This is a genomic window from Vibrio minamisatsumaniensis (assembly GCF_050337445.1).
GTDB classification, from domain to species: Bacteria; Pseudomonadota; Gammaproteobacteria; order Enterobacterales; family Vibrionaceae; genus Vibrio; species Vibrio artabrorum.
The window spans coordinates 62,822-88,274 of record NZ_JAKJSY010000013.1 but is presented as its reverse complement, the minus strand read 5'-3'; the positions used below and the strand labels follow the sequence as shown (position 1 = coordinate 88,274).

Genomic DNA, 25,453 nt, shown 5'->3' with positions numbered 1-25,453 from the left:
TTGATGTTACTTGAGCAGTAGAAAAGTTTAGGCGATAAAAAACGGAGCATTGAGCTCCGTTTCTTATCGTATTCGATAATTAAAAATTAACGAGCACGGAAGACGATGCGGCCTTTAGAAAGGTCGTATGGAGTCATCTCAACAGTGACTTTATCACCAGTAAGAATACGGATGTAGTTCTTACGCATTTTACCAGAGATGTGTGCTGTCACTACGTGACCATTTTCAAGCTCAACACGGAACATTGTGTTTGGTAGAGTATCAAGGACTGTGCCTTGCATCTCGATTACGTCTTCTTTAGCCATCTAATCCTCTTTCGAAATTTGGCGGTTTTCAACGGCTTGATTGTGCCGTTAAAATCAAAATATGTAAAGTTGTCGCGTATTCTACCCTTGCCACCGTTGATTTACTAGCCTTTGATGACGTTGAAATCGTACTTTATAGCTCATCGCCGGGCATTCATCGATTTGATAACCCAAATATAACCACTGTTTTTGTTCTTTCTGGGCATGTTTGATCTGAAATAGAACGCCAAGTGTTCCCATAGAAATGTCTATATCAGGATCGAAGAAGGTATAAAACGCGCTTGTACAGTGAGACATGATGTCGGTAACGGCGATGCCAACCAACTTGTTCTCATCATAGATGTGTATGAACTTTGTGGTAAGCCAATCATTTGTAGAGAATTGTAGAAACTCTTCTTTCTTGGGTGGGAACATGGTTCCGGAACGGTGACGAGCGGTGATATAGCGACTGTATAAGTCAAACCAATTGTCATCCATCATGTCTTTCAGTTCCCAATGAAATGTTTTGGCTTTGTTCAAAACTCGTCGTTGACTTTTTGAATATTTAAATTCGGGAATCGAAAGCCGAATCGCTTGGCAAGCCGAGCAATGATCGCAGTGAGGTTTATAGATCGTCGTTCCACTGCGTCGAAACCCGTTTGCAAGCAGCAGTTCATAGTTATCTGAGGTGTGCATATCTTCATCAAGCGTGACGGCTACTCTTTCTTCGAGGTGGGGCAAATAGCTACAAGGGTGATTGTCTGTCAATCCAATTCTGATTTGTTGTAAATTTGGATTCATTAAGGCATTTCCTCTAGCCATTGTTTTTCAAAGCATGCATCGTCAATAGGGGTTTCTTTGAGTAATTGCAGAGAGCTTAGAAATTCATCTCTCTCGATCTCTACAGCCCCCAATGATTCCAAATGAGGGTTCATTACTTGGCAATCAATGAGCTTGCCACCGAACTTCGTAAAGTGGTCGCAAAAGTACCACAGCGCGATTTTAGAGGCATTGCTCTTCAGGCTAAACATCGATTCACCACAAAAGACTAGGCCTCTTTGTAAGCCGTAAAGCCCGCCGATCAGCTCATCATCTTGCCAAACCTCCACCGAGTGACAGAATCCTAATGAAGCGAGTTTGCGGTAGGCTGACTGCATGTCGCTGTTTAGCCAGGTTTCTTGCTCGGGTCTGAGTGAAGAACAATAACCAATGACTCTGTCCGTCGCTTGGTTGATGCTGACACGGTAACGATGCTTTTTTTGACATTTTTTAAGACTTTTTGATGGCACGAATGTCTTAGGATTAAATACCGCTCGTGGCGCAGGGCTCCACCAAAGTATAGGCTCTCCTGGGCCATACCATGGAAATATCCCTTGGCTATAAGCGTTTAAAATTCGCGAGGGTGACAAATTCCCCCCGAAGGCGAGCAGACCGTTGGGTTCATCCAGCGCATCAAAGGGCGACGGAAACTCTATACTAGTCATATCAAGTTCGGTTAAATATATCGTCATAAGTACCGGTTTACAGGTTCATCACTGACCAAAAGGTCTCTAGGAATTTTACTATGAAGAAGTTACTTTGGATTTTACTTGTTTTGCCAATGTTGGCAAATGCCGCTTATAACCGCAACCAAGCTCGCCCAGTGAATGATGTTGTTTACGGCGAGGTTGACACGGTTAGATACATTACTCAACAAGAGATCGTAGAGTCGAAAGCGAATGGTTGGGAAACCTTATTAGGTGCGGCTATTGGTGGCTTGATAGGTAATCAATTTGGCGGCGGTACTGGCAAAGAAGTCGCAACGGCTGTCGGTGCTGTGGCGGGGGCCGGGATTGCTCATCATCGAGGTAACACACAATACAAAGTGGAATATAAATTGGTTGAGCTATTGATTAAAACTAAAGATGATAAATTAGTTAATATTATTCAAGACGTCGATAATTCAATGCTTTTTAATCGGGGGGATGATGTGAGAATTCTCTACTTTTCTGATGGTGTTCGAGTTGACCTTGTGTACTAGTGGGTAAATCCGCTTGGTTGGCTAATTAATCGTCTTTTGTCGGGGGATTAGCTCTGGAGTTCATTGAAAAATTTCGTTAGTCTGCAAGTACGAAGAATTATTCATCACCCGAAAATGAATACGCACCAGTGGCTTCGGGTGGAACAAGGACAATAAGAATTAATGGAAAGCCTTACGTTACAACCAATTCAAAAAGTGAGCGGGGAAATTAACTTACCTGGCTCAAAAAGCGTGTCTAACCGTGCCCTTCTTTTGGCGGCACTTTCAACGGGAACAACGCGTTTAACAAACTTACTCGACAGTGATGACATTCGCCATATGTTGAATGCTCTAACTCAGCTAGGTGTTCATTATCAACTCTCTGAAGACAGAACCGTTTGTGACGTGACGGGAGTAGGGGGAGTGTTTTCAAGTGACAAAGCGCTCGATCTTTTCTTAGGTAACGCCGGTACAGCGATGCGCCCGCTTGCTGCTGCACTCTGTTTAGGTCGTGGCGAATACGTTCTTACTGGTGAGCCGCGCATGAAAGAGCGTCCAATCGGTCACTTAGTCACAGCATTGCGAGAAGCCGGTGCCGACGTTGAATACTTAGAAAACGAAAACTATCCGCCGTTGAAGATCACTGGTACAGGTCTTAAAAGTGGTACGGTTTCTATCGACGGTTCAATTTCGAGTCAATTCCTCACGGCCTTTTTGATGGCAGCGCCTTTGGCTGAAGGTGAAATCACGATTAAAATTAATGGTGATTTGGTTTCTAAACCTTATATCGATATCACGCTACATATTATGAAACAATTTGGTGTGGATGTGATCAATCATAACTACCAAGAGTTTGTGATTCCTACGGGGCAATCTTACTCGGCGCCGGGCGATTTACTGGTTGAAGGTGACGCATCATCGGCGTCATATTTCCTTGCTGCTGCAGCCATCAAAGGTGGTGAGATAAAAGTCACCGGGATTGGTAAAAATAGCATTCAAGGTGATATTCAATTCGCTGACGCGCTCGAAAAAATGGGAGCAGAAATCGAATGGGGCGACGATTACGTTATCTGTCGCAGAGGTGATCTAAAAGGCATCGATATGGACTATAACCATATCCCTGATGCGGCGATGACTATTGCGACAACGGCACTGTTTGCTACAGGTCAAACGGTCATCCGTAACGTCTATAATTGGCGTGTTAAAGAAACAGATCGCTTAACGGCGATGGCAACAGAATTACGTAAAGTTGGCGCTGAAGTGGAAGAGGGTGAAGACTACATCATTGTTAACCCGGTTGCTGAACTCAAACACGCGGCGATTGATACCTATGACGACCATCGTATGGCGATGTGTTTCTCTTTGGTTGCCATGAGTGATACTCCGGTTACTATCAATGATCCGGGTTGCACGTCAAAGACATTCCCTGATTACTTTGACAAGCTGAAAATGTTGAGTCAATAAAAGTGGATAAAGTGAAAAAGCTTGCCTAAATGGCAAGCTTTTTCATTATTATTGAAGCGTAAACTCTTTCGAAAGATGGTGCGCTAAGTATTTAAACATGTTAAATACCGCGGTTGTATTTTCAGTTGGCAGTCCATTGTTGTCTAAAAAATATTCGCCTTTGAATACGAGTACATCATCTTTTTCTACGACGCTGTTTGCGCGCATGCCTTCAATGTAGTCATCATGTGACTGGATAATTTGGTTTGCGATAAGTAGTAAATCAAATTCTGCTATTACTTTCTTTGTCATGAGTTTATCTCTGATAACTGAACATAATGTTGAGTTTATGGTGTCCGAGTAGAAATTCAATGGTTTTACAATCGATTAAGAGCGTCTTTTGGGATTTACACAATTTATTTTGTGATTCACGGCAAAAATAATGGAATGAGGCTCGCGTTAGATTCGTGGACAAGATTAGTATGACCACGTTTCTACGTAATGCCTGATGAATAGGCTCTTGCAAGTATTTTGAATAGATACTTTCGCGCTTCTTTATATTGTGGCCCTTTTATCTTCGGAGTCGTCGAATTGTCGAGCAATCAGATCTAATTTTGAAAAAAGCGGTTGATCTTCTAGTAATCTCGCACAATAGTAAAAAAAGAAGCAATGAATTTAGAATATCATGCGTAAAAGCCCACAAGTTGAATTGTTGGTGTTAAAGCATCGTGATTAAGGACGTTAGAGTCAATATGGGTAAATCGCTCGTTATAGTGGAGTCGCCAGCCAAGGCTAAAACTATCAATAAATATCTTGGCAAAGACTTTGTCGTTAAGTCCAGTGTAGGTCACGTACGTGATTTACCAACGGCGGGTCAAAGTACTGGTAAAAAGGCTGCAGCAGTTTCAACAAAGGGTATGAGCCCAGAAGATAAAGCTCGTATCAAGAAAGAAAAAGATCGCAAAGCTCTGATTAAAAAAATGGGTATTAACCCATACAATGAGTGGGAAGCGAACTACCAAATTCTACCGGGTAAAGAGAAAGTCGTTGCTGAATTGCAAAAACTGGCTGAGAACGCAGATCATGTTTATCTCGCAACCGATTTGGACCGCGAAGGAGAAGCTATCGCATGGCACCTTCGTGAGATCATCGGTGGCGATGAAACGCGATACAAACGAGTGGTTTTTAACGAAATTACCAAGAATGCTATTCAGCAAGCTTTCGAAACCCCAGGTGAGCTAAACATCGATGGCGTAAACGCACAACAAGCACGACGTTTTATGGACCGTGTTGTTGGCTTTATGGTGTCACCGCTGCTTTGGAAAAAAGTAGCTCGAGGTTTATCTGCTGGTCGCGTTCAATCGGTAGCCGTAAAGTTACTGGTTGAACGTGAGCGCGAAATTAACGCCTTTATCCCCGAAGAGTTCTGGGATGTGCATGCCGACACTAAAACAAGCGACAAAACGGCTTTCAGACTGCAAGTTGCTCAGAAAAACGGTGTTGCGTTTAAACCTGACAACGAAGCGCAAACTCAAGCGGCTGTTAGTGTTTTAGAAAAAGCGCAATATGAAGTGTGTAAACGCGAAGACCGCCCAACCAAGAGTAAGCCGTCTGCCCCTTACATCACATCGACGCTGCAACAAGCGGCGAGTACACGTCTGGGCTACGGCGTAAAGAAAACCATGATGCTGGCTCAACGCTTGTATGAAGCGGGTTACATCACTTATATGCGTACTGACTCAACCAATTTGAGTTCAGAAGCTGTTGAAGCCGCTCGTGAATACATTGGTTCTGAGTACGGCGCGCAATATCTTCCACCTAAAGCACTTGTATACGGCAGCAAAGAGGGCGCTCAAGAGGCCCACGAAGCGATTCGTCCTTCAAGTGTAGATGTTAAGTCGGAAGACTTAAACGGCGTAGACGCAGACGCACACAAGCTTTACTCGCTAATTTGGAATCAATTCGTGGCATGTCAAATGACACCAGCTCAATATGATTCAACGACAGTAAGCGTTAAAGCTGATGAGTACACGTTAAAAGCGAAAGGCCGTATTCTTAAATTTGATGGTTGGACTCGTGTTCAGCGTCCAATGGGCAAGAACGAAGATACGATCCTTCCTGCCGTTCAGATCGGCGATAAGTTGGATCTGATCGCGCTAGACCCTAAGCAGCACTTCACTAAGCCACCGGCTCGTTTCACTGAAGCGGCGCTAGTTAAAGAGCTTGAGAAGCGTGGTATTGGTCGTCCTTCAACATACGCATCAATCATCTCGACGATTCAAGATCGTGGTTATGTAAAAGTTGAACAGCGTCGTTTCTATGCTGAGAAGATGGGTGAAATTGTTACTGACCGTCTAGACGGCAGCTTCAATGACTTAATGAACTACGACTTCACTGCTCGTATGGAGCAGAAGTTGGACCAAATCGCAGAAGGTGAAGCAAGCTGGAAAGGCGTGCTCGATAACTTCTTCGAAGACTTTACAGGCGATTTGGAAAAAGCAGACTTAGACGAAGATGCGGGTGGCATGAAGCCAAATCATATCGTGGAAACCGATATTGAGTGTCCGACTTGTAGCCGTAAGATGGGTATTCGCACGGCTTCGACAGGCGTATTCCTTGGCTGTTCTGGCTATGCACTGCCACCAAAAGAGCGTTGTAAGACAACCATTAACCTTGGTGATGAAGAAGGCATTATCAATGTGCTTGAAGAAGACGTTGAAACCGCTGCACTTCGAGCTAAAAAGCGTTGTCCTATTTGTGAAACGGCAATGGACGCTTATCTGATTGATGATAAGCGTAAGATGCACGTATGTGGCAACAACCCGAACTGTGAAGGTTATGTGGTTGAGCACGGCGAATTCAAAGTGAAAGGCTACGATGGTCCACTTGTTGAGTGTGATAAATGTGGTTCTGACATGGTTCTGAAGAACGGTCGTTTTGGTAAATACATGGATTGTACGAGTGACGATTGTAAGAACACGCGTAAGATTCTGAAAAATGGCGAAGTCGCACCACCGAAAGAAGATCCAGTGCATTTCCCTGAACTGCCTTGTGAAAACTCAGATGCATACTTTGTGCTTCGTGACGGTGCGTCTGGTCTATTTATGGCCGCGAGCAACTTCCCTAAATCACGAGAAACACGTGCCCCATTAGTGGAAGAGCTAGTTCGTTTTAAAGACCGTATCTCACCTAAATTCCTGTACCTAACATCAGCGCCAGTTGCTGATCCTGATGGTAAGCCGACAGTGGTACGTTTTAGTCGTAAGACGAAAGAAAACTACGTTCGTACTGAAGTCGATGGAAAACCTTCGGGTTGGACAGCGTTGTATATCGACGGTAAGTGGGAAGTTACAGATAAGCGTAAAAAGCCGAAAGAGAAATAACGGACACATTGATTGAAAAAAACAGCCACTAGGCTGTTTTTTTTTGAACAGAATATGACTAAATATGCAACAGATTGGTTGGTCCCGTTGCCGGCGAGAGCTTATTAAATTCACACAGTGAAATAAATGACAAAAATTAATCATCTCTTCTTATGTAACTTTAACGGGAATGTAACCTAAGGAAAATAATGTAGTGGTTGGTTGTGTGTTTAGTTGTATACCTAATGTGCGGTCGGTGTTAATGTTATGTTTCATTTGGGCGGTGTAATGTGACCTGCCCTAAGCCTTGGGAAGGCCATCGGTTTACGAAGCGCAGAATAGTGTATTAAAAATTGAAATCGGCAAAAAAGTCGATAACGTATATAAAACTAAGTGCAACTAATAATGCATGTATTACAACGTTTGGCTTAGGGTAATTTTCACGAAATATGAATGGATATTCTCTAAGTACCGAAATAAGTGTTAGTGCTCATCCTCTCAGAGGAAGATACCTCTATGAGCTCTGGCATCGACTATAAATTATATGGAGAATAAAATGGCTCGTGTATTGGGTATGATTCTTGCCGGTGGCGAAGGCTCGCGCTTAAGACCTTTAACGGAATCTCGCAGCAAACCCGCGGTACCTTTCGGCGGTAGCTACCGCTTGATTGATTTCGCTTTGAACAACTTCGTTAATGCTGATTTAATGAAGATCTATGTTCTAACACAATTCAAATCACAATCTTTGTTCCACCATATGAAAAAAGGCTGGAATATCAGTGGGATAACAGATCGCTTTATTGACCCAATTCCGGCGCAAATGCGTAAAGGAAAGCGTTGGTATGAAGGCACCGCAGATGCTATTTACCAAAATATGAGCTTTATGGAGTTAGAAGAACCTGATCACGTTTGTATTTTCGGTTCTGACCATATCTATAAAATGGATATCAAACAGATGCTTGATTTTCATAAAGAAAAGCAAGCCGCGTTGACGGTTTCAGCATTGCGTATGCCACTTTCAGAAGCTTCTGAGTTTGGTGTTATTGAAGTTGATGCTGAAGGCCGTATGATTGGCTTTGAAGAGAAGCCTGCAAATCCAAAGTCGATCCCAGGGGATCCTGAATCAGCGCTTGTTTCAATGGGTAATTACGTATTCGAAGCGAAAGAACTGTTTGCTGAACTAACGGAAGATGCAGATAAACCTGATTCTTCTCATGATTTCGGAAAAGACATTATCCCAAACATGTTTCCACGTGGTGATGTGTTTGTTTACGATTTCAGTACTAACCGCATTACCGGTGAAAAAGAAGAGGTTTACTGGCGTGATGTCGGTACGATTGATGCTTACTGGCAAGCGCATATGGATCTTCTGGAGAAAGATGCGCCATTCTCGCTCTATAACCGCAAGTGGCCACTGCACACTTACTACCCGCCGCTACCACCTGCGACGTTCACTGATTCCGCAAATGGTCGAGTTCAAATCATCGACAGTCTCGTATGTAATGGAAGCTACGTGCGTGGCTCTCGTATTGAGAAGTGCGTACTCGGTTTTCGCAGTAATATTGCATCAGCGTGTGATATTAGCGAGAGTATCTTATTGGGTGATGTTAAAGTGGGTGAGGGTTGTGTGCTTCGTCGTGTCATCGTTGATAAACATGCTGATATTGCCCCAGGCACACAGATTGGCGTCAATTTGAGAGAAGACAAAAAGCATTACCACGTTTCCGAAGACGGTGTGGTCGTTATTGAGAAAGGAGCTCGAATTGGTTACTAAGACTTTATCGGTACTTTTTGTAGCATCTGAAGTTGAAGGATTGATTAAAAGTGGTGGCTTGGCTGATGTAGCCAAGGCACTGCCTAAAGCGTTACAAACACTCGAACAGGACGTACGAGTGACGATTCCTGCTTATCGAAATATTCCCAATATTGATTCGGCAGAAGTCATTTTATCAACTGAGCTCGCTCATTGGCCGTATACGGCTTATCAGGTGAAGACGTTGAGTGTCGAAGGCGTTCAAGTTTTTGGCATTGAGTGTGCTCAATATTTCGATCGCCCTGAAATGTATGCCGAGAACAATCAAGCTTATATCGACAATGGAGAGCGTTTCTCGTTTTTTAGCGCAGCTTGTCTGGATATGTTGCCGAAGCTAGGGTTTCAGCCTGATATCGTTCATGCGAATGACTGGCATACTGGCTTTGTCCCTTTCTTACTTAAGTCTCGTTACCAAGAGAACGATTTCTTCAAAAATACACGCAGTGTAATCTCAATTCATAATGCGGTTTTCAAGGGGGTATTCTCCTATGACGAATTGCAGTGCTTGCCTGAAATGCACAGTTACAACGTCCCTGAAGCTGCGGTGAGTGATACGCATGTCACTATGCTAAAAGCCGGTGTGTTGTGCGCTGATAAAATTAATGCTGTCAGCCCTACCTATGCAGAAGAGTTGAAAACGGAATTAGGTAGCCACGGTATGGCTGCAGAATTCCAACACAGATCAGCTGATCTGTTCGGCATTTTGAATGGGTGTGATTACGGGGCTTGGAATCCGGAAACTGATGCTTTCCTACCTCGTAAATACAAAGCGACCAAACACAGCATGGTTCGCGGAAAATCAGCTTGTAAACAAAAATTACAACAGAGTGTTGGTCTTCCGGTCCTGAATTGTGCGGTGTACGGTATGGTTTGTCGTTTGACCCATCAAAAAGGCGTGCATTACTTATTGCCCATTATTGAGCAGTTCTTGAAAAACGATCTTCAGATAGTGATTGTCGGTACTGGTGATCCGGTTTTGGCCAGTCAGTTGAAAGAGATCTCAGCACTTCATTCAGAAAAGTTCTCATTTGTTGAAGCGTACAATAACGAATTAGCACATTTGGTTGAAGCTGGCTCTGATTTCTTCTTGATGCCTTCTGAATTCGAACCTTGTGGTTTAAATCAAATTTACAGCATGGCTTATGGGACTTTACCTATTGTGCGGTCTGTTGGTGGTTTAAAAGACAGTGTGAATGATTATGATCAGGATCCTAGCCTCGCGACGGGCTTTTCTTTTGAAGAGCCGACACCGCAAGCGTTGCTCGCGGTATTGCATCGTTCATTACTACTTTACGCACAAAACCCCTCTGAAATTAAGCGTGTTCAGCTTTATGCGATGCAGCAAGATTTTTGTTGGGAATGCGCGGCAAAAGAGTATCTGTCGATGTACCATTCTGCTCTTTAAGGCATTGACTTAGTCTATTAAGTTAGCCAATGAACGGCAATGATTTGTGATAATGAAAGGCGCTCTAGCAGTAGAGGGCCTTTTTGTTTTTTCGTCCGTTCAATCAGGGGGGGACAAAGACAAAGTTTGCACACTCATATCACTCCGGAAGGAAAGGTGGCGCAACGATTTACCTGACGGACATGAACTTTAACACTATTATCATTTAAAGTTCAGGATTGCGTGATATCCTTAAGTATAGCCTTGTGATGAGGCTGAGCTCCATTTTATTAATTAAAGTGATAGGTATGTCTGAGAGTTTATTATTTCATAAAACATTTACTCACCCTACGAGCGATGAATGGGTGGTATTTGTGCATGGTGCAGGCGGCAGTTCCTCGATCTGGTTTAAGCAAATTAAAGCTTATAAACAGCATTTTAACTTGCTTCTTATCGATCTGAGAGGGCACGGCAAGTCAGACAATATACTCAAAGAGCTGATAGCGAATCGCTATACGTTTAAAGCGGTCACACTCGATATCCTTAAAGTCCTTGATCATCTAAAAATCCGTTCAGCGCATTTCGTGGGCATGTCGTTGGGGACCATTATTGTTCGTAATGTTGCAGAGTTAGCCGCAGGGCGGGTGCGTTCTATGGTGCTCGGTGGGGCGGTGACAAAGCTCAATACTCGCTCTCAAGTATTGATAAAGCTGGGTAACTTAAGCAAGCACATCATTCCATACATGTGGTTATACCGCCTTTTTGCTTATGTTGTCATGCCGCAAAAAAACCAGAAAGAGTCGCGTCATCTATTTATCCGCGAAGCCAAAAAATTGTGTCAAAAAGAGTTTAAACGCTGGTTTATTCTAACCGCTGATGTGAACCCTCTTATGAAGTACTTTAAAGATAGAGAATTACCGATCCCAACTCTTTATTTGATGGGAGAGCGCGATTACATGTTCATCAAGACTGTAAAAGAAATGGTGGAAGCACATGAGGCGAGTGAGTTGGTCGAAATAGCGAATTGCGGACACGTATGCAACGTGGAAAACCCTGAAGAGTTTAACCAACGTTCGATTGCCTTTATTCAAAAGCAACTGCAGTAAATCTTAAAAAGCGATTTACATTCGCCATATGCCTCAAAGTAACGGCGACAACAAGCTCAACGTGAACGCCGTAAAAATGGGAGGTGAACATTAGCTTCCGATTTTTTGAGCCCCGCTTTTTTGTCAGATGGATTTTAGCTGTAATGAATAGTTTCTATTCAGGAGAGGCGGTACCACATTGCCAACAAGACCCGAATTGAGCCTCATTGATTTCATGACACTTTCTGCAACGCCATTCTTCATAGATGATGGAATCTTGCTGCTTTTGGTATTCACTAACAATTAAACGTGCTTTGTCGGTCATTTCTGGCTCACATAGCCAAACGTAAGGGTCTGTATCTTCTGTGAAAGGGATTTCTCCCTTTAAACCAAATAACCCTTCTCCTCGGACTTCACACGCAATATTTTCGCTTTCTAGTAACCCACAAATGATATGGGCTTCTGTCGGATTCGATGCACTAAAGATTTTCATGGAAATAGACCTTATCCGGCGACAGGGGCAGAACGAAACTTGTTCATCAACCATTTAGCAATTATTGGGAATACACCCAGCAAGATAAACGACAATAGTACCGAAGGTGAAACAATCCCCGACAGTGAGTCGATTTCTGCCAGTTGAGTTCCAGCATTTAAGAAAACAGCAGTGCCTGGTAACATCCCAATTTGGCTCGTCAGGTAATAACGCGTGATCGACATTGGTGTTAAGCCCATTAATAAGTTAATAATAAAAAATGGGAAGACCGGAATTAAACGGAGCGAAAATAAGTAGAATGACCCGTCTTTTTCAATGCCTTTGTTTATCGTGACTAATTTGTCAGAAAATTTGCTTTGTATCCAGTCTCGTAAGAGGTATCGGCTACTGAGAAAAGCGAGAGTCGCCCCAATGGCACTCGCGAAAGACACCAATAGCAAACTGTTCCAGAATCCAAACAACGCAGCCCCTAACAGCGTCACGACAGCAGCCCCTGGAATCGAGAAAGCGGTAATCATGATATATACGACAAAATAGGTTGCGGCGGCGGCAATGAAATTGCTATCAATGTAGTCATTTAAAACGGCTTGTTGATCTTTGGCATTCTCAAGTGTTAGGTATTGGCTAAAGTTAAGACCTAACAAAAGGATAGTGGCGATCAATGCCAGACCCAATATGACTTTTTTACTCATTGCGATTTCCTATAATTTTTAATGCATCACTTGAGTATAGACAGGCAAAACGTCAATTAACTTTCAGCACATATAAAAAAAGCCGCAAAATGCGGCTTAGTCATAGGGTGATAATGTTAATTAACTCGATTGCTCAGCTCTTCGCGACGCTGTTGAGGTATCACAGACCAGTGTGTGCCATTGATAGCACCTTCTAGCGCCCAAAGCAGTTCGATACTGACAGAAGAGGCGTGTGATTCTTTGATGGCGTTAAATGCGTTTACAGAGCCTGATTCATATAAATGTTCTACAGATTCTATCCCAGCCTTTTTTAACATACGCTCAGTCGCGAGTCTGAGGTTAGGAAGATCTTTTAATCGAGTTGGCTTAGCTGAGGATTGCTGAGCCTTTTCATTTTTAGCATACCCTAAAGAAGCACTGGCTAGTTGCAAAATTTCCTTTTGATCTTGCCATAGGCTCTCGGGCAAAGCGAAATATTTAGTAACAACAGGGAACCCTCGTTTTTTGTAGACGTAAGGCTGAAATCCTTGCTGCTCGAATTGATTCGTTGTGCTTTTGTCTGCTCGTATATGCAATTGGTCATTGACCACTAGGGCAAACATGGTGTTATCAGCGAAAAGCCCGAAGCCACCAAACATTGAGCGTGATTTTATTTTTCCTAAGGGCTCAAACAACTTCATTGAGTCCTTTAGTATCGGTTTATCCATGTTATTCATCTCGGTGTATTTGAACTACGCCACCAAATAAGCAGGTCCGAGAGATTAGCAAAATGTTGCAACTAAATTGTCAATAAGCCGTAAATTACTAAATTATTAGCAACTACTGCATTTTGCCATCGGTAGCCCCGCTACCATACCAACGAGTGGTTTAGGCCGGAAGCTTTGCGTCTCACTCTTTCGAGTGATTTGCCCTGTGCGTGACTGATTAAATAGAATAAAGTTTTTGTTGAATGAAGCTCACACTTGCTATTCAAAAGTGTGATACTGCTTCAATTAATCTTCTTTCTTATATGCACCTAAGTTAGGTTTTTGTGTTGATAAAAAGGCGCCCCCAAAGGAGCGCACGATTAGATGAGAATATAACCATTAATTTAACGTTTTAACGGTGCTTCGCTCAACAATTTCAGGGTGCATTTCGAACACACGTTTTTCATGGTCTTTATCTTTAATGCGTTCTAATAAAATTTCAAATGCATTTTTACCAACACGACGCTTCGGTTGGTGAACCGTAGTCAACGGTGGAGAGAAGTACTCAGCCAGTTCGATGTTGTCGTAACCGATGACAGAGATATCTTCAGGAATACGAATTCCTTTTTCTTGTAGTCGGCTCATTAAGCCAAGCGCCATTGTATCGTTAAAGCAGAATACGGCTGTTGGACGTTTTTTCATTTCGATGATTTTATCTGCCGCGAGAACGGCAGTATCACATTCGAAGTTACCTTCAATGATCATGCTGTCATCAGCAGAAATCTGTGCTTCATTGAGCGCACGTTTGTAACCAGCGATGCGTTCAATACAGGCCGCTTTGTCTAAGTGGCCGCTTAAACAAGCTATGTCAGTGTGACCGCGATCAATTAGGTATTTTGTCGCTAGGTAGCCACCTTCTTCAGAGTTATCGATAATTTTATCGGCTTGAGAGCTTTCAGGCCCCCAGTCCATCACCACTTTAGGGATATCAGCGTGACGGTCCAACATCTCTCTTAGCTCTTCTGTTAAGTCAGAACACATCACCAAGATGCCATCGACACGTTTCTCTGCAAGCATTCGAATGTAGTCTCGTTGCTTCTCATAGATACCGCCGGTGTTACACAATATCAAAGTGTAACCTTGACGATAGCAGTAGCTCTCAACACCATCGATAACTTCAGAGAAGAACAGGTTCGTTGATTGCGTTACTAACATACCAATAGTGCGTGTTGTATTGCACTTTAAACTCCGTGCGACAGCACTTGGTGCGTAGTTTAATTCGTCTACGGCTTGATTGACTTTCTCTTGAGTTGTTTCTGCAACAAAACGTGTTTTGTTGATTACATGAGATACGGTCGTTGTCGATACACCGGCTAAGCGAGCGACGTCTTTTATAGTGGCCATGGTTTTATCCTATTAGAAGCTACTTTCCCAAGTATGGGATGAAGTAGCCGTTAAGCTACCTAATTAAGAGCTTATAGTTGTAGGGCTCTTTGGGTACTAAGTGCTAAAAAACAAAAAACCGCTATTGAGCGGCTTGTCTTAACACTAAAATGCTCTGAATTTTTATAAGCATAGCATTTCGTGAGCATTTCATATTTTATCGTTTACGGTCACAATTTTAAACTGACTAGAAATTACTCGCAACAAAATTCACCCAGAAATCCGGGTGAATTGTCACATTATCTGAATTTATTGACCGAGTCATACTGCCCGTTTATTCACCCGCCAAATATAGAGTGTCTAGGTTACAGAAAGCAACAAGTAGGGATGAAACCGATGCATAGAAACCGAATGAATCGATGTCGTGACATTTTGCATTGAACTTTGGTAACCAAGTCAGCAGTGTTTGTTCGATAAATTGCTGCTGACTAGCAAACGATTTCTCTAGCTCATCCTCACACTCAGTGTCGTTAGAGCGGATGATCAGGTTGCCAAGAAAGTCGAGTTCGATGGCAATGTGATCTGCTGGTTCTTTGAGATCTTGATTCACGACTAAATTGTGTTTCGCCATGATCTCTTCCATATCTTTTGCGGGTTTATCGTTTAATAACCCCGTCTCACCGATATACATTGAAGCGTAAGGAAGGGCGCCATGCTTATCCGTTTTTAAAAATAGATCACAGAAGTCAGCTGCTAGCTCTAACTGTGCATCTTCACGAGTTTGTAAACGGTTGAGCGCGTCTACCAAGCTGTCGATTGCTGGCTTAAGTGTTTCATTTTCCCCTAAACCAGTCAGAAAGGAACGAATTTCGACAGAATGGTAGTGATCAAGCTCTTCTTGAGTGAGTTCTTTAGCGAATAAGCTTGATAGCCACCAATATATTTCTGCTCTTTGTTCGTTGAACGCTTTCGTATCTTTCATTTGATTAATCCTAATATCGTCTTTCGTATTGCTTGGCTACGAAGGCTAACTAACCGTGATATTTGTAGAGTACAACGTCACTCGCTAGCAATAATGCCTATATTGAATTGCGATGAGCGATAAATAGCAAGGTTTAAGATTGTCTTGTATCAAAAAAAAATCATCTTTCTGGCTTTTATCTTCTGTACGACTAGAATTGTTACTAGTTATGAATAGAATAGTCAATGAAACTATTAAATAAGAAAAGTGGTGTAGATGAGCTATCACGTATTGGTCGTTGAAGATGATGTGGTAACCCGCAGTAAACTGGTTGGATATTTCCAGAATGAAGGTTACACCGTGAGTGAAGCAGAGAGCGGCGCTCAAATGAGAAACGTTTTGAAAGAAAACAGCGTTGACCTCATTATGCTCGACATCAATTTACCCGGTGAAGATGGATTGATGCTAACTCGCGAATTACGCAGTCAATCAGACATTGGAATTATTTTAGTTACTGGGCGCACGGATAGCATCGACAAAATCGTAGGCCTTGAAATGGGCGCAGACGACTATGTGACTAAACCCTTTGAACTACGCGAACTGTTGGTTCGAGTTAAAAACTTACTTTGGCGTATTGCTGCCGCTCGCAAAACGGCGACGGGGCACGAAGAGCAAGATGACAATGAATCCGTTGTTCGCTTCGGTGAATGGACGTTTGATATTCCTCGCCGAGCGCTGAGCAAAAATGGCGAACCGGTGAAATTAACTAAGGCCGAGTATGAGTTACTCGTCGCACTATCTTCTTACCCTAATCAGGTATTAAGTCGCGAACGTATTCTGAACATGATCAGCCACCGAGTGGATGCGCCTAATGATCGTACCATCGACGTACTGATTCGTCGCATGCGTGCCAAAATGGAGTTTGACCCTAAGAATCCACAAATTTTTGTAACGGTGCATGGTGAAGGTTACATGTTCGCCGGTGATTAAAGTTTTTAGTGGCGTTTAATCAGTAACGAGACAATTAATCAGCAACGAGACAATATGCGTAAAAAAGCCGAGACAGAGTATATGTCTCGGCTTTTTTTATAACGGCTCATTTTTTTTCAGTCATTCACTTATTGCTTTCTCAAAGTCCATGACCAAGTGAGAAAGCTTTAGGGCAGGGCCGCGGTAACATCATCGTCTTCTAAGATAGAAGGTGTAGGGATAACAACAGGCTCTTCTGAATGGTTATTACTGGTGTCTAGCCAATCGCGTAGACTTTGCCAAATTAACCCCATTCTTTCGTGCCAGTAACGTTCAGTTTGCTCAAGGTAGAGCGCCTTTGGCATGTATTTATTCCAAGGTTCAACAATGCCTTCTTGTGCAAGGTAGTTGGTGGGTGCCGGTAATGGGTTGATGCCGGCATTATGAAACTCATTCAGTGCTCGGCTCATGTGGCTAGCAGACGTGACTAAAATCATCTTTTTATTTTTAACAAATGCGGCGGCTTGACGAGCTTCTTCCCAGGTGTCTTTTGCGGTTTCAAGTAAAATGATATCGGGTTTTGACACGCTGAGTGATAAGGCGACTTTGGCCATCATTCTTGCATTACTGACTTCCGTACCCGCCCCGTAGCCAGAGAGAATGAGTTTGGCTCCTGGGTAAAGTCGTAGAATACGAATCCCTTCCGTTAAACGCATCAAACCGGTACGGCTAAGCTCTGACGTTGGCGGTATTTGATCGTCGACGACGTGACCACTTCCGAGAACCATAACGTAATCGACGGTATCATCGATAGGTAAAAATGCGGTGTGTTGCCTTTCCATGGGCATTAAAAGTTGACTAGAAACTGGCTGGAAAGCGATCAGGAAAATACCACAAAGGGCTGAAAGGGTAACTAGGCAACCGGTCTTCCTTTTGGTAGTAAACATCACTAGGGCTAAACCCAGAAAAGCGAGAATTAACATTGCTGGTAGTGGCATCAATAACGAAGACACGACTTTTTTCAGCTCAAACATATCCGAATAGTCCGAAAAAACATCACTTAGTAGTAAAAAGAGACATCGCCTCTTTATTCCTGAAATTCCTGTGACAGAATAGCAGGCATGATAGGACATAATAACTCAAGTAGCCGTGACTGAAGACCGTAATTTCGACGATATTGCCCACAAATTTGCAAAAAATATTTACGGGTCTGACAAAGGAGAGATCCGTCAGAGCATCGTTTGGGAAGATTTAGAACAAGCTTTAACCCAATTAGAAGGCTGTCCTTCACCGCTGCATGTTCTTGATGCCGGGGGCGGACTTGCACAGATGTCGCAAAGAATCGCCGCACTTGGGCATAATGTTTCTTTATGTGATCTCTCTTCTGAGATGCTTAAACTAGCGCAAGAAGGAATTACAGAAGCGGGTTTACTAACACAATATCGGTTTATCCATTCTCCGGTGCAAAAAGTCGCAGAACATCTCGATGATCAAGTCGATTTGGTGATGTTTCACGCCGTGATGGAGTGGCTAGCCAACCCGAAAGAGGCGCTTGATTTATTGCTTGAACAACTAAAACCGGGTGGTGTGGCCTCGATTATGTTTTATAACCACCATGGTTTAGTCCTGAAAAATGTGATTTGTGGCAACATTCCTCATGTATTGAATGGGATGCCACACCGAAAACGGTTTAAGCTGCAACCACAAAAAGGCTTGAAGCCTGAAGAGGTTTACCAATGGATCGAAGATGCAGGTCTTGATATTTGCGGTAAATCAGGCATTCGCTCTTTCAGTGATTACATAGGCAATATGGAGTACATGGGCGATTACCAATTTGAAGATGTGCTGGAACTAGAAAAGCAGCTATGCCGCCAAGAGCCATACCTGTCTCTAGGCCGCTACATTCATGTTTGGGCTCAAAAACCTAAGCCATAACGGCGATGGATGTGGTAAAAGATGTCACAACACGCATTATGCAATAGTATGAAGCTGCGTATTAAAAATAGGCGTTATATCAGACTTGTTGTTTGATATGACTAAGAACAGTAACAGGAACCACAATGAGTGAAATGACTCAAACTGCCGAAGAGCAGCCAATTGATGAGTTGGTGGGCTGGGTCAAGCAGCATGATTTTTCATTAAACTTGCCGCCAGAGCGATTAGCATTTTTAATTGCTATCGCAGTACTAAGCCATGAAAGGTTCGATGAAGAGTTGGGCGAAGGTGAATTGCACGATGCATTTACTATTGTCACTCGTCTGTTTGAAGACACTGGCGAAGCGTCAGCGTTTCGAGCCAACAATGCCATCAATGAGCTTGTTAAACAGAAGTTGGTTAGTCGCTTTACCAGTGAGATCACGGATGGTGCGAGCATTTATCGCTTATCGCCATTAGCGATTGGTATTTCCGATTATTACTTACGCCACCGTCAGTTTTCTAAATTAAAACTGTCTATCCAACTTTCGATGGTTGCGGGTGAGATGGCAAAAGCCATTGAAGCGGCGCAAAAGGGCGGCACGCCAGGACATTGGAGAAAGAACGTTTACGGTGTGCTTAAGTACTCTGTAGGTGAAATTTTCGATCAAATCGATCTTAACCAACGTGTCATGGATGAGCAGCAGCAAACTGTTAAGCAGCAAATTGCTAACCTTTTAAATAAGGATTGGCGAGAGGCCATTAACAACTGTGAATCTTTGCTATCAGAAACCTCAGCGACGCTAAAAGAGTTGCAAGACACCTTGCAAGCGGCGGGAGATGAACTGCAAACACAGATCCTCGATATTCAAGAAATTGTTTACGGTGACGATGAGCTCGAGTTCGTTGGTGAAACCTTATTTGGTTTGCAAATGAAGCTCGATCGAATCACCAGCTGGGGCCAGCAAGCGATCGATTTATGGATTGGCTACGACCGCCATGTTCATAAGTTCATCCGTACTGCCATCGATATGGATAAAAACCGTGCCTTTAGCCAGCGCTTACGTCAATCCGTTACCGATTACTTTGATGCACCTTGGCTACTGACTTACGTGGATGCTGAAAAACTGACCGATCTTCGTGATGAAGCGCTGGTGCTTCGTGATGACGAAGTGATGGGGCAAGCGCCAATTGATGTCGAGTACGAAGAATTTGAGCAAGTGAATGATCTGCTTTCAGACCGAATCGCAGAGATGTTAAAAGCTCACAAACAGCAAGGTGCGCCAATTGACCTTGGTCTTGTGTTACGCGATTACCTCGCAGCACACCCTCGCACACACCATTTTGATTTAGCCAGAATTGTTGTCGACCAAGCCGTGCGCTTAGGTTATTCAGAGTCTGACTATCAGGCTATTCAGCCAGATTGGCAGGCAATTAACGATTTTGGTGCAAAGGTACAAGCAAATGTCATTAACAAGTACTGATGATTACATGCCAGAGAAACTGGTAAAAGCGATAGCGAACCCACTGTTCCCTGCGCTAGACAGCATGCTGCGTTCAGGTAAGCATGTTTCAACAGAAGATCTCGATAACCACGCGTTGCTGTCCGATTTCGAAGTTGAGCTTCAGCATTTCTACCAACGCTACAATACGGAACTGGTAAAAGCGCCGGAAGGTTTCTTTTACTTGCGTCCGCGTTCTACGTCTCTGATTGGTCGTAGTGTATTGTCTGAGCTAGACATGTTGGTTGGCAAGGTGTTGTGTTTCTTATACTTGAGTCCAGAACGTTTAGCGCATGAAGGCATCTTCACTAACCAAGAGTTGTTTGAAGAGCTTATGGCGCTGGCTGATGAGAAGAAACTGATGAAGTTAGCAACTCACCGAGCTTCAGGTTCTGACTTAGATAAAGAAAAGCTATTTGAAAAAGTGCGGACCTCTTTACGTCGTTTACGTCGTATCGGAATGCTGATTGCGATTGGTGAAACGGGCAAATTCCGAATCAGTGAAGCGGTATTTCGTTTTGGTGCCGATGTTCGTGTTGGCGACGACATGAAAGAAGCTCAGTTGCGTCTGATCCGTGATGGCGAAGCAGTAGTGCATACGCAAGAGCCAAATCAAGGCAGCTTGTTGCATGAAGAGCCAGCAGAAGCCAAATTAGATGCAACCGAAAACAGTCAGCATGACATTTTTAACGATCAAGCCGGTGTTGATGACGAATCAAACTCTGGCGAACAGAACAAAATAGAAGGTGAAGCATGATTGAAAGAGGTAAGTATCAATCATTAACCATGATCAACTGGAACGGCTTTTTTGCGCGTACTTTTGATATAGATGGATTGGTTACAACACTTTCTGGTGGTAACGGTGCCGGTAAGTCGACCACAATGGCGGCATTCATCACAGCACTGATCCCTGATCAAAGCCTTCTGCATTTTCGTAACACAACGGAAGCGGGTAGCTCACAGTCATCACGAGATAAAGGCCTTTACGGTAAGCTTCAGCCCGGTGCATGTTATGCCGCGCTAGATGTGGTGAACTCTCGTAATCAACGCCTGTTGTTTGCGGTAAAACTACAACAAGTTGCGGGTCGTGATAAGAAAGTCGACATCAAACCGTTCGTTATTCAAGGCCTTCCAAGCCATGTGAAACCAACAGATGTGTTGATTCAGAACGTGTCAGACAGCCACGCTCGTGTCTGTCAGTTGAACGACGTCAAAGCGGCAGTCGCGCAATACGAAGGCGCTCACTTTAAAGCCTTCTCTTCGATTGTTGATTACCATTCGCAAATGTTTGAATACGGCGTGGTACCGAAGAAACTGCGTAACAGCAGCGATCGTTCTAAGTTCTACCGTTTGATCGAAGCATCGCTTTATGGTGGTATTTCAAGTGCGATTACACGCTCTCTGCGTGATTACCTCCTACCGCAAAATGGTGGTGTGAAGAAAGCATTCCAAGACATGGAATCAGCACTGCGTGAAAACCGCATGACGCTAGAAGCGATCAAAACCACGCAGTCGGATCGTGACTTGTTCAAACATTTGATTACTGAATCTACGAACTACGTGGCAGCCGATTACATGCGCCATGCCAACGATCGTCGCAACAAGCTTGATCAAACCATGAAGTTCCGTGGTGAACTGTTTGGTTCTCGTGAAACCTTGCTTGATCAAAACAACTTGTTGAACCGCGTTCAAGAAGAATTAGAGTTACTTGTCGATCAAGAATCGGCACTAGAGCAAGATTATCAAGCGGCTTCGGATCACCTTCAATTGGTTCAAACTGCACTTCGTCAGCAAGAGAAAATTGCTCGCTACAGCGAAGACCTAGAAGAGCTTAATGAGCGTCTAGAAGAGCAGATGATGGTGGTTGAAGAAGCTCAAGAGCGCGTCATTCTTGCTGAAGAGCAGGCAACCATGACTGAAGAAGAAGTGGATAGTTTGAAAACTCAGCTTGCTGACTACCAACAAGCGTTGGACGTTCAGCAAACTCGTGCACTTCAATACCAGCAAGCCGTTCAAGCGTTAGAAAAAACTAAGCAGCTACTTGGTGATGAAGCTATTACCGCAGAAAGCGCACTAACTCTGGTTTCTGAGCTAAAAGCACAAGAAGAATCAAGCACTCAAACGCTACTGTCGACCAAGCATAAACTAGACATGTCTTCTGCTGCTTCTGCGCAGTTCGACAAAGCATTGTCTCTTGTTAAGAGTATTGTGGGCGATGTTGAGCGTAAAGACGCATCTCACCGCGCAAAACAAGCATTAGAACAAGGCCGTAACGCAAAACACGTTGTTGAAAACGAACAGCAATGGCGTGCTCAACACCGCGACATGGCGCGTGATGTCGCGCAACAGCGTCAAGCGAACGAGCTGGCGACTGAATACCAAAAACAACACAACGTCTTACTGACTGACGAAGCGGTTTTCGATGAAGAGCGTGAACGTCACGCCATGCAGATCGAGTCTCTTGAGTACGCTCAAGAAGAACTGCGTGAAGCGAAGAGCGAGCAGCGTCGTGTACAACAGAACTACGATCAAGAGATCCACAAGCTTGAGTCCATTGCTCCTGCGTGGATCACGGCCAACGATGCCCTTGAAGCTTTAAGAGATCAAACAGACGCTGAGCTAGAAGATAGCCAAGCGGTCATGACTCAAATGCAGCAAGTACTTGAAGACGAGAAATCTCAAGCGGTAGCAAAAGATCAGTTGGCAACGCGCCGTGCTGAACTTGAGCAAGAGATTGAGCGTTTATCTTCGCCAGGCGGTTCTAACGATCCTCGTCTGAAAGGCCTAGCGGATACGCTTGGTGGCGTGCTGCTTTCTGAGATCTACGATGACATCACGATTGGTGATGCACCGTACTTCAGTGCGATGTACGGCCCAGCTCGTAACGCTATTGTGGTGTCTGACCTTGATGGTATTAAAGAGAAGCTGGTGGATCTTGAAGATTGCCCAGACGACCTTTACATCCTTGAAGGTGATGTTGATGCATTTGATGACAGCTCGTTCAATGCTGATGAGTTGGAAGGTGCAGTATGCGTTCAGCTAAACGATCGTCAAATGCGTTACTCTCGTTTCCCTGAGATCCCGCTGTTTGGTCGTGCGGCTCGTGAACAGCGTCTTGATAAATTGCGTGAAGAGCGTGACGTTGTGGTTGAGAACCATGCGAAAGCCGCGTTTGATGCTCAAAAACTGAATCGTTTGTATCAAGCATTCAACAGCTTTGTTGCGAAGCACCTGCACGTTGCGTTTAACGCTGATCCAGAACAAGCACTTGCTGCGATTCGTGATAAGCGTAATCACATTGTTCGTGCTTTGGCTGAGCTTGATTCTAAAGAGCAACAGCAACGTAGCCAGCTTCAACAAAGTAAGCAGGCACTCAGTGCACTCGATAAATTAGCGCCAATGGTGCGTATTCTAGAAGACGAAACTCTGACTGAGCGCCTTGCTGAATTAGAAGCACAACTTGAGCGTTTAAGCGAAGCAAAGTCTTACTTGAATACGCATGGCAAAGCACTGACAGCATTAGAGCAAATCGTTTCTGCACTAGACGCTGACCCAGAGCAATTTGAAGCGCTGGAAGCGGAATATCAATACGCTGACCAAGCTCTACAAAACCTAAAAGGTAAAGTGTTTGCACTGTCTGATTTAATTGAGCGCCGTCACTATTTTGCTTACGCAGACTCTGTTGATTTGCTTAACAAAAGCAGTGAATTGAGTGAACAATTGAAAGCGAAACTAGTGCAAGCTGAACAGGCTAGAGCGAAAAGCCGTGATGGCTTGAAGCAAGCGCGCGAACAGATGAACCAATACAACCAAGTATTGGCCGCGCTGAAGAGCTCGCATCAAGCGAAGCAAGAAACCGTTCAAGAGTTTAAACAAGAGCTGCAAGAGTTCGGTGTTAATGCTGATGAAGGCGCGGAAGAGCGTGCTGTGCGTCGTCGTGACGAGCTTCAAGAGCGTTTGCATACCTCTCGCAGCCGTAAGAGTGAATACGAGCGTACGATTACATCAACTGAACTTGAGATGAAAGCATTGGTTAAGCGTCTTAAGAAAGTTCAGAAAGAGTACACAGAGCTTCGCACGTTCGTGGTTGCAGCAAAAGCTGGCTGGTGTTCAGTACTTCGCTTGGCTCGTGAGAATGACGTTGAACGTCGCCTACACAAGCGTGAACTGGCTTATCTCACGGCGGGCGAGCTTCGCTCTATGTCGGATAAATCATTGGGTGCGCTACGTCTGGCTGTCGCTGACAATGACGACTTACGTGATTCGCTGCGCCTATCTGAAGACAACGCACATCCAGAGCGTAAGGTTCTGTTCTACATAGCGGTTTACCAACATCTTCGTGAGCGTATTCGCCAAGACATCATTCGTACGGATGATCCGGTTGAAGCCATCGAAGAGATGGAAGTTGAGCTGGCTCGACTAACAGAAGAGCTGACGCTGCGTGAAAACCGCCTCGCGATCAGCTCTGAATCGGTAGCAAGCATCATTAAGAAGACGATTCAGCGCGAACAGAACCGTATTCGAATGCTGAACCAAGGTCTGTCTAACATTTACTTTGGTCAGGTTAAGGGCGTACGTCTGAATGTTAAGATCCGTGAAAGCCACGAGATCTTGCTATCAGGGCTAGCGACTCAGCAAGAGCAGCACAAAGACTTGTTTGAATCAACGCGCTTTACCTTCTCAGAAGCGATGGCGAAGTTGTTCCAGCGTGTGAACCCACATATCGACATGGGTCAACGTTCTCCGCAAGTTCTGGGTGAAGAGTTACTGGATTATCGTAACTACTTAGAACTCAGTGTTGAAGTTAATCGTGGCTCAGACGGTTGGTTACAAGCGGAATCTGGCGCGCTTTCTACGGGTGAGGCGATCGGTACAGGTCAGTCTATCCTATTGATGGTGGTTCAGAGTTGGGAAGAGGAGTCTCGTCGACTTCGTAGTAAAGACATCGTGCCATGTCGCTTGCTGTTCCTTGATGAAGCCGCACGTTTGGATGCGAAATCTATTTCTACGCTGTTTGAGCTGTGTGACCGCCTAGGTATGCAACTTCTGATTGCAGCCCCAGAGAACATCAGCCCAGAGAAAGGCACAACCTACAAACTGGTACGTAAGGTCTTTAAAGATCACGAACACGTGCATGTGGTTGGCTTACGTGGCTTTGCTCAAAATAAACCCGCCTCTCCAGTGCAAGAGCTTGTCGAAGAAGCTGAGCTGTAACTTTGATGCCTGAGCGATAAGTTCGAAAACGGCTCCATGGTCGCGATTCAAAGCCCCTAACTATTAGGGGCTTTTTTGTACCTAGAATCTTGCTTTCTCCAATGGGTTCTACTTTCAAGCATTAATTCGACGGCGCAGAGCGCATTTTTGATGACTGATAGGACCACTCATACCTTGTGGCGAATATCAATGGAACTTGTTTGAGGTCACACGCACAAAACCGGAATCAATGTATGGTATTGATATAGATTTAATAATATTAAAAAATA

General features: G+C 44.0%; 20 protein-coding genes, 1 pseudogene and 1 riboswitch. Of the genes and pseudogenes, 11 read left to right on the top strand and 10 right to left on the bottom strand.

From position 1 onward, the window contains the following. Positions 1-86: 86 nt before the first annotated feature. The 3 genes from infA to aat form a co-directional block, all read right to left on the bottom strand. The gene (infA, locus tag L4B77_RS03765; RefSeq protein WP_001040192.1) at positions 87-305 is read right to left on the bottom strand and encodes a translation initiation factor IF-1; all 219 of its coding nucleotides are present in this window, start codon (positions 303-305) and stop codon (positions 87-89) included. An 81-nt stretch (positions 306-386) separates the two neighbouring features. After that, positions 387-1,085, bottom strand: a complete 699-nt coding sequence (locus L4B77_RS03760) for an arginyltransferase (RefSeq protein ID WP_429748577.1) — start codon at positions 1,083-1,085, stop codon at positions 387-389. Beyond that, positions 1,085-1,795 (bottom strand): leucyl/phenylalanyl-tRNA--protein transferase, encoded by a 711-nt coding sequence (gene aat / locus L4B77_RS03755; protein WP_429748575.1) that lies wholly within the window; start codon positions 1,793-1,795, stop codon positions 1,085-1,087. The genes L4B77_RS03760 and aat overlap by 1 nt, the downstream gene beginning before the upstream one ends. Positions 1,796-1,848: 53 nt before the next feature. Between aat and L4B77_RS03750 the strand changes: the two genes are divergently transcribed. Beyond that, positions 1,849-2,304, top strand: coding sequence for an outer membrane lipoprotein (locus L4B77_RS03750; RefSeq protein ID WP_261837598.1), 456 nt, complete (start codon positions 1,849-1,851; stop codon positions 2,302-2,304). A 162-nt stretch (positions 2,305-2,466) separates the two neighbouring features. After that, positions 2,467-3,747 carry a 3-phosphoshikimate 1-carboxyvinyltransferase gene (aroA, locus tag L4B77_RS03745; protein WP_429748572.1) on the top strand — a complete coding sequence of 427 codons (1,281 nt, stop codon included), beginning with the start codon at positions 2,467-2,469 and terminating at the stop codon, positions 3,745-3,747. Between the two features lie 48 nt (positions 3,748-3,795). On the opposite strand, the gene L4B77_RS03740 is transcribed toward aroA, so the two are convergent. After that, complete coding sequence (locus L4B77_RS03740) at positions 3,796-4,038, bottom strand: YciN family protein (protein ID WP_261837596.1); 243 nt, start codon at positions 4,036-4,038, stop codon at positions 3,796-3,798. A 440-nt stretch (positions 4,039-4,478) separates the two neighbouring features. Here L4B77_RS03740 and topA point away from each other — a divergent pair, with 440 nt between their 5' ends. The 4 genes from topA (at position 4,479) to L4B77_RS03720 (ending at position 11,391) form a co-directional block, all read left to right on the top strand. Continuing rightward, positions 4,479-7,109 (top strand): type I DNA topoisomerase, encoded by a 2,631-nt coding sequence (topA, locus tag L4B77_RS03735; RefSeq protein WP_429748569.1) that lies wholly within the window; start codon positions 4,479-4,481, stop codon positions 7,107-7,109. 523 nt (positions 7,110-7,632) lie between these two features. Further along, positions 7,633-8,862 carry a glucose-1-phosphate adenylyltransferase gene (gene glgC, locus L4B77_RS03730; RefSeq protein ID WP_290334834.1) on the top strand — a complete coding sequence of 410 codons (1,230 nt, stop codon included), beginning with the start codon at positions 7,633-7,635 and terminating at the stop codon, positions 8,860-8,862. Continuing rightward, positions 8,852-10,306 carry a glycogen synthase GlgA gene (gene glgA / locus L4B77_RS03725; protein ID WP_429748566.1) on the top strand — a complete coding sequence of 485 codons (1,455 nt, stop codon included), beginning with the start codon at positions 8,852-8,854 and terminating at the stop codon, positions 10,304-10,306. The genes glgC and glgA overlap by 11 nt, the downstream gene beginning before the upstream one ends. 287 nt (positions 10,307-10,593) lie before the next feature. Next, a complete protein-coding gene (locus L4B77_RS03720; protein WP_429748564.1) occupies positions 10,594-11,391 on the top strand; it encodes an alpha/beta fold hydrolase in 798 nt (265 codons plus the stop codon). A 154-nt stretch (positions 11,392-11,545) separates the two neighbouring features. On the opposite strand, the gene L4B77_RS03715 is transcribed toward L4B77_RS03720, so the two are convergent. The 5 genes and pseudogenes from L4B77_RS03715 to torD all read right to left on the bottom strand — a co-directional run bounded on the left by L4B77_RS03715 (position 11,546) and on the right by torD (position 15,606). Continuing rightward, positions 11,546-11,863 carry a putative signal transducing protein gene (locus tag L4B77_RS03715; protein WP_261837591.1) on the bottom strand — a complete coding sequence of 106 codons (318 nt, stop codon included), beginning with the start codon at positions 11,861-11,863 and terminating at the stop codon, positions 11,546-11,548. Positions 11,864-11,874: 11 nt separating this feature from the next. Continuing rightward, positions 11,875-12,659, bottom strand: a pseudogene (locus tag L4B77_RS03710) (TVP38/TMEM64 family protein). Positions 12,660-12,671: 12 nt separating this feature from the next. Continuing rightward, positions 12,672-13,262, bottom strand: a complete 591-nt coding sequence (locus L4B77_RS03705; RefSeq protein ID WP_261837589.1) for a TfoX/Sxy family DNA transformation protein — start codon at positions 13,260-13,262, stop codon at positions 12,672-12,674. Positions 13,263-13,389: 127 nt separating this feature from the next. Next, a riboswitch (cyclic di-GMP riboswitch) is annotated at positions 13,390-13,475 on the bottom strand. Positions 13,476-13,640: 165 nt separating this feature from the next. Continuing rightward, complete coding sequence (gene purR, locus L4B77_RS03700) at positions 13,641-14,645, bottom strand: HTH-type transcriptional repressor PurR (RefSeq protein ID WP_372065978.1); 1,005 nt, start codon at positions 14,643-14,645, stop codon at positions 13,641-13,643. A 313-nt stretch (positions 14,646-14,958) separates the two neighbouring features. Next, on the bottom strand, positions 14,959-15,606 hold the full coding sequence (gene torD, locus L4B77_RS03695) for a molecular chaperone TorD (RefSeq protein ID WP_261837587.1): 648 nt from the start codon (positions 15,604-15,606) through the stop codon (positions 14,959-14,961). 255 nt (positions 15,607-15,861) lie between these two features. Here torD and torR point away from each other — a divergent pair, with 255 nt between their 5' ends. After that, positions 15,862-16,575 (top strand): two-component system response regulator TorR, encoded by a 714-nt coding sequence (gene torR, locus L4B77_RS03690; RefSeq protein WP_261837586.1) that lies wholly within the window; start codon positions 15,862-15,864, stop codon positions 16,573-16,575. A gap of 167 nt (positions 16,576-16,742) precedes the next feature. Here the strand turns inward: torR and elyC are convergent, their stop codons facing one another. Continuing rightward, positions 16,743-17,588 (bottom strand): envelope biogenesis factor ElyC, encoded by an 846-nt coding sequence (gene elyC, locus L4B77_RS03685; protein ID WP_429748560.1) that lies wholly within the window; start codon positions 17,586-17,588, stop codon positions 16,743-16,745. A 115-nt stretch (positions 17,589-17,703) separates the two neighbouring features. Here elyC and cmoM point away from each other — a divergent pair, with 115 nt between their 5' ends. The 4 genes from cmoM (at position 17,704) to mukB (ending at position 25,184) form a co-directional block, all read left to right on the top strand. Beyond that, complete coding sequence (gene cmoM / locus L4B77_RS03680; protein WP_261837584.1) at positions 17,704-18,489, top strand: tRNA uridine 5-oxyacetic acid(34) methyltransferase CmoM; 786 nt, start codon at positions 17,704-17,706, stop codon at positions 18,487-18,489. Between the two features lie 125 nt (positions 18,490-18,614). Then, complete coding sequence (gene mukF, locus L4B77_RS03675; RefSeq protein WP_429748557.1) at positions 18,615-19,952, top strand: chromosome partition protein MukF; 1,338 nt, start codon at positions 18,615-18,617, stop codon at positions 19,950-19,952. Continuing rightward, a complete protein-coding gene (gene mukE, locus L4B77_RS03670) occupies positions 19,933-20,727 on the top strand; it encodes a chromosome partition protein MukE (RefSeq protein WP_261837582.1) in 795 nt (264 codons plus the stop codon). The genes mukF and mukE overlap by 20 nt, the downstream gene beginning before the upstream one ends. Beyond that, positions 20,724-25,184, top strand: a complete 4,461-nt coding sequence (gene mukB, locus L4B77_RS03665) for a chromosome partition protein MukB (protein ID WP_429748555.1) — start codon at positions 20,724-20,726, stop codon at positions 25,182-25,184. The genes mukE and mukB overlap by 4 nt, the downstream gene beginning before the upstream one ends. Positions 25,185-25,453 lie beyond the last annotated feature (269 nt).

Coding starts and splice junctions, on each gene's coding strand:
- mukB (WP_429748555.1), top strand. CDS start 20,724: ATGATTGAAAGAGGTAAGTATCAATCATTAACCATGATCAACTGGAAC.
- torD (WP_261837587.1), bottom strand. CDS start 15,606: ATGAAAGATACGAAAGCGTTCAACGAACAAAGAGCAGAAATATATTGG.
- L4B77_RS03720 (WP_429748564.1), top strand. CDS start 10,594: ATGTCTGAGAGTTTATTATTTCATAAAACATTTACTCACCCTACGAGC.
- torR (WP_261837586.1), top strand. CDS start 15,862: ATGAGCTATCACGTATTGGTCGTTGAAGATGATGTGGTAACCCGCAGT.
- purR (WP_372065978.1), bottom strand. CDS start 14,645: ATGGCCACTATAAAAGACGTCGCTCGCTTAGCCGGTGTATCGACAACG.
- infA (WP_001040192.1), bottom strand. CDS start 305: ATGGCTAAAGAAGACGTAATCGAGATGCAAGGCACAGTCCTTGATACT.
- topA (WP_429748569.1), top strand. CDS start 4,479: ATGGGTAAATCGCTCGTTATAGTGGAGTCGCCAGCCAAGGCTAAAACT.
- L4B77_RS03705 (WP_261837589.1), bottom strand. CDS start 13,262: ATGGATAAACCGATACTAAAGGACTCAATGAAGTTGTTTGAGCCCTTA.
- glgC (WP_290334834.1), top strand. CDS start 7,633: ATGGAGAATAAAATGGCTCGTGTATTGGGTATGATTCTTGCCGGTGGC.
- elyC (WP_429748560.1), bottom strand. CDS start 17,588: ATGTTTGAGCTGAAAAAAGTCGTGTCTTCGTTATTGATGCCACTACCA.
- L4B77_RS03760 (WP_429748577.1), bottom strand. CDS start 1,085: ATGAATCCAAATTTACAACAAATCAGAATTGGATTGACAGACAATCAC.
- aat (WP_429748575.1), bottom strand. CDS start 1,795: ATGACGATATATTTAACCGAACTTGATATGACTAGTATAGAGTTTCCG.
- L4B77_RS03740 (WP_261837596.1), bottom strand. CDS start 4,038: ATGACAAAGAAAGTAATAGCAGAATTTGATTTACTACTTATCGCAAAC.
- aroA (WP_429748572.1), top strand. CDS start 2,467: ATGGAAAGCCTTACGTTACAACCAATTCAAAAAGTGAGCGGGGAAATT.
- L4B77_RS03750 (WP_261837598.1), top strand. CDS start 1,849: ATGAAGAAGTTACTTTGGATTTTACTTGTTTTGCCAATGTTGGCAAAT.
- L4B77_RS03715 (WP_261837591.1), bottom strand. CDS start 11,863: ATGAAAATCTTTAGTGCATCGAATCCGACAGAAGCCCATATCATTTGT.
- mukF (WP_429748557.1), top strand. CDS start 18,615: ATGAGTGAAATGACTCAAACTGCCGAAGAGCAGCCAATTGATGAGTTG.
- mukE (WP_261837582.1), top strand. CDS start 19,933: ATGTCATTAACAAGTACTGATGATTACATGCCAGAGAAACTGGTAAAA.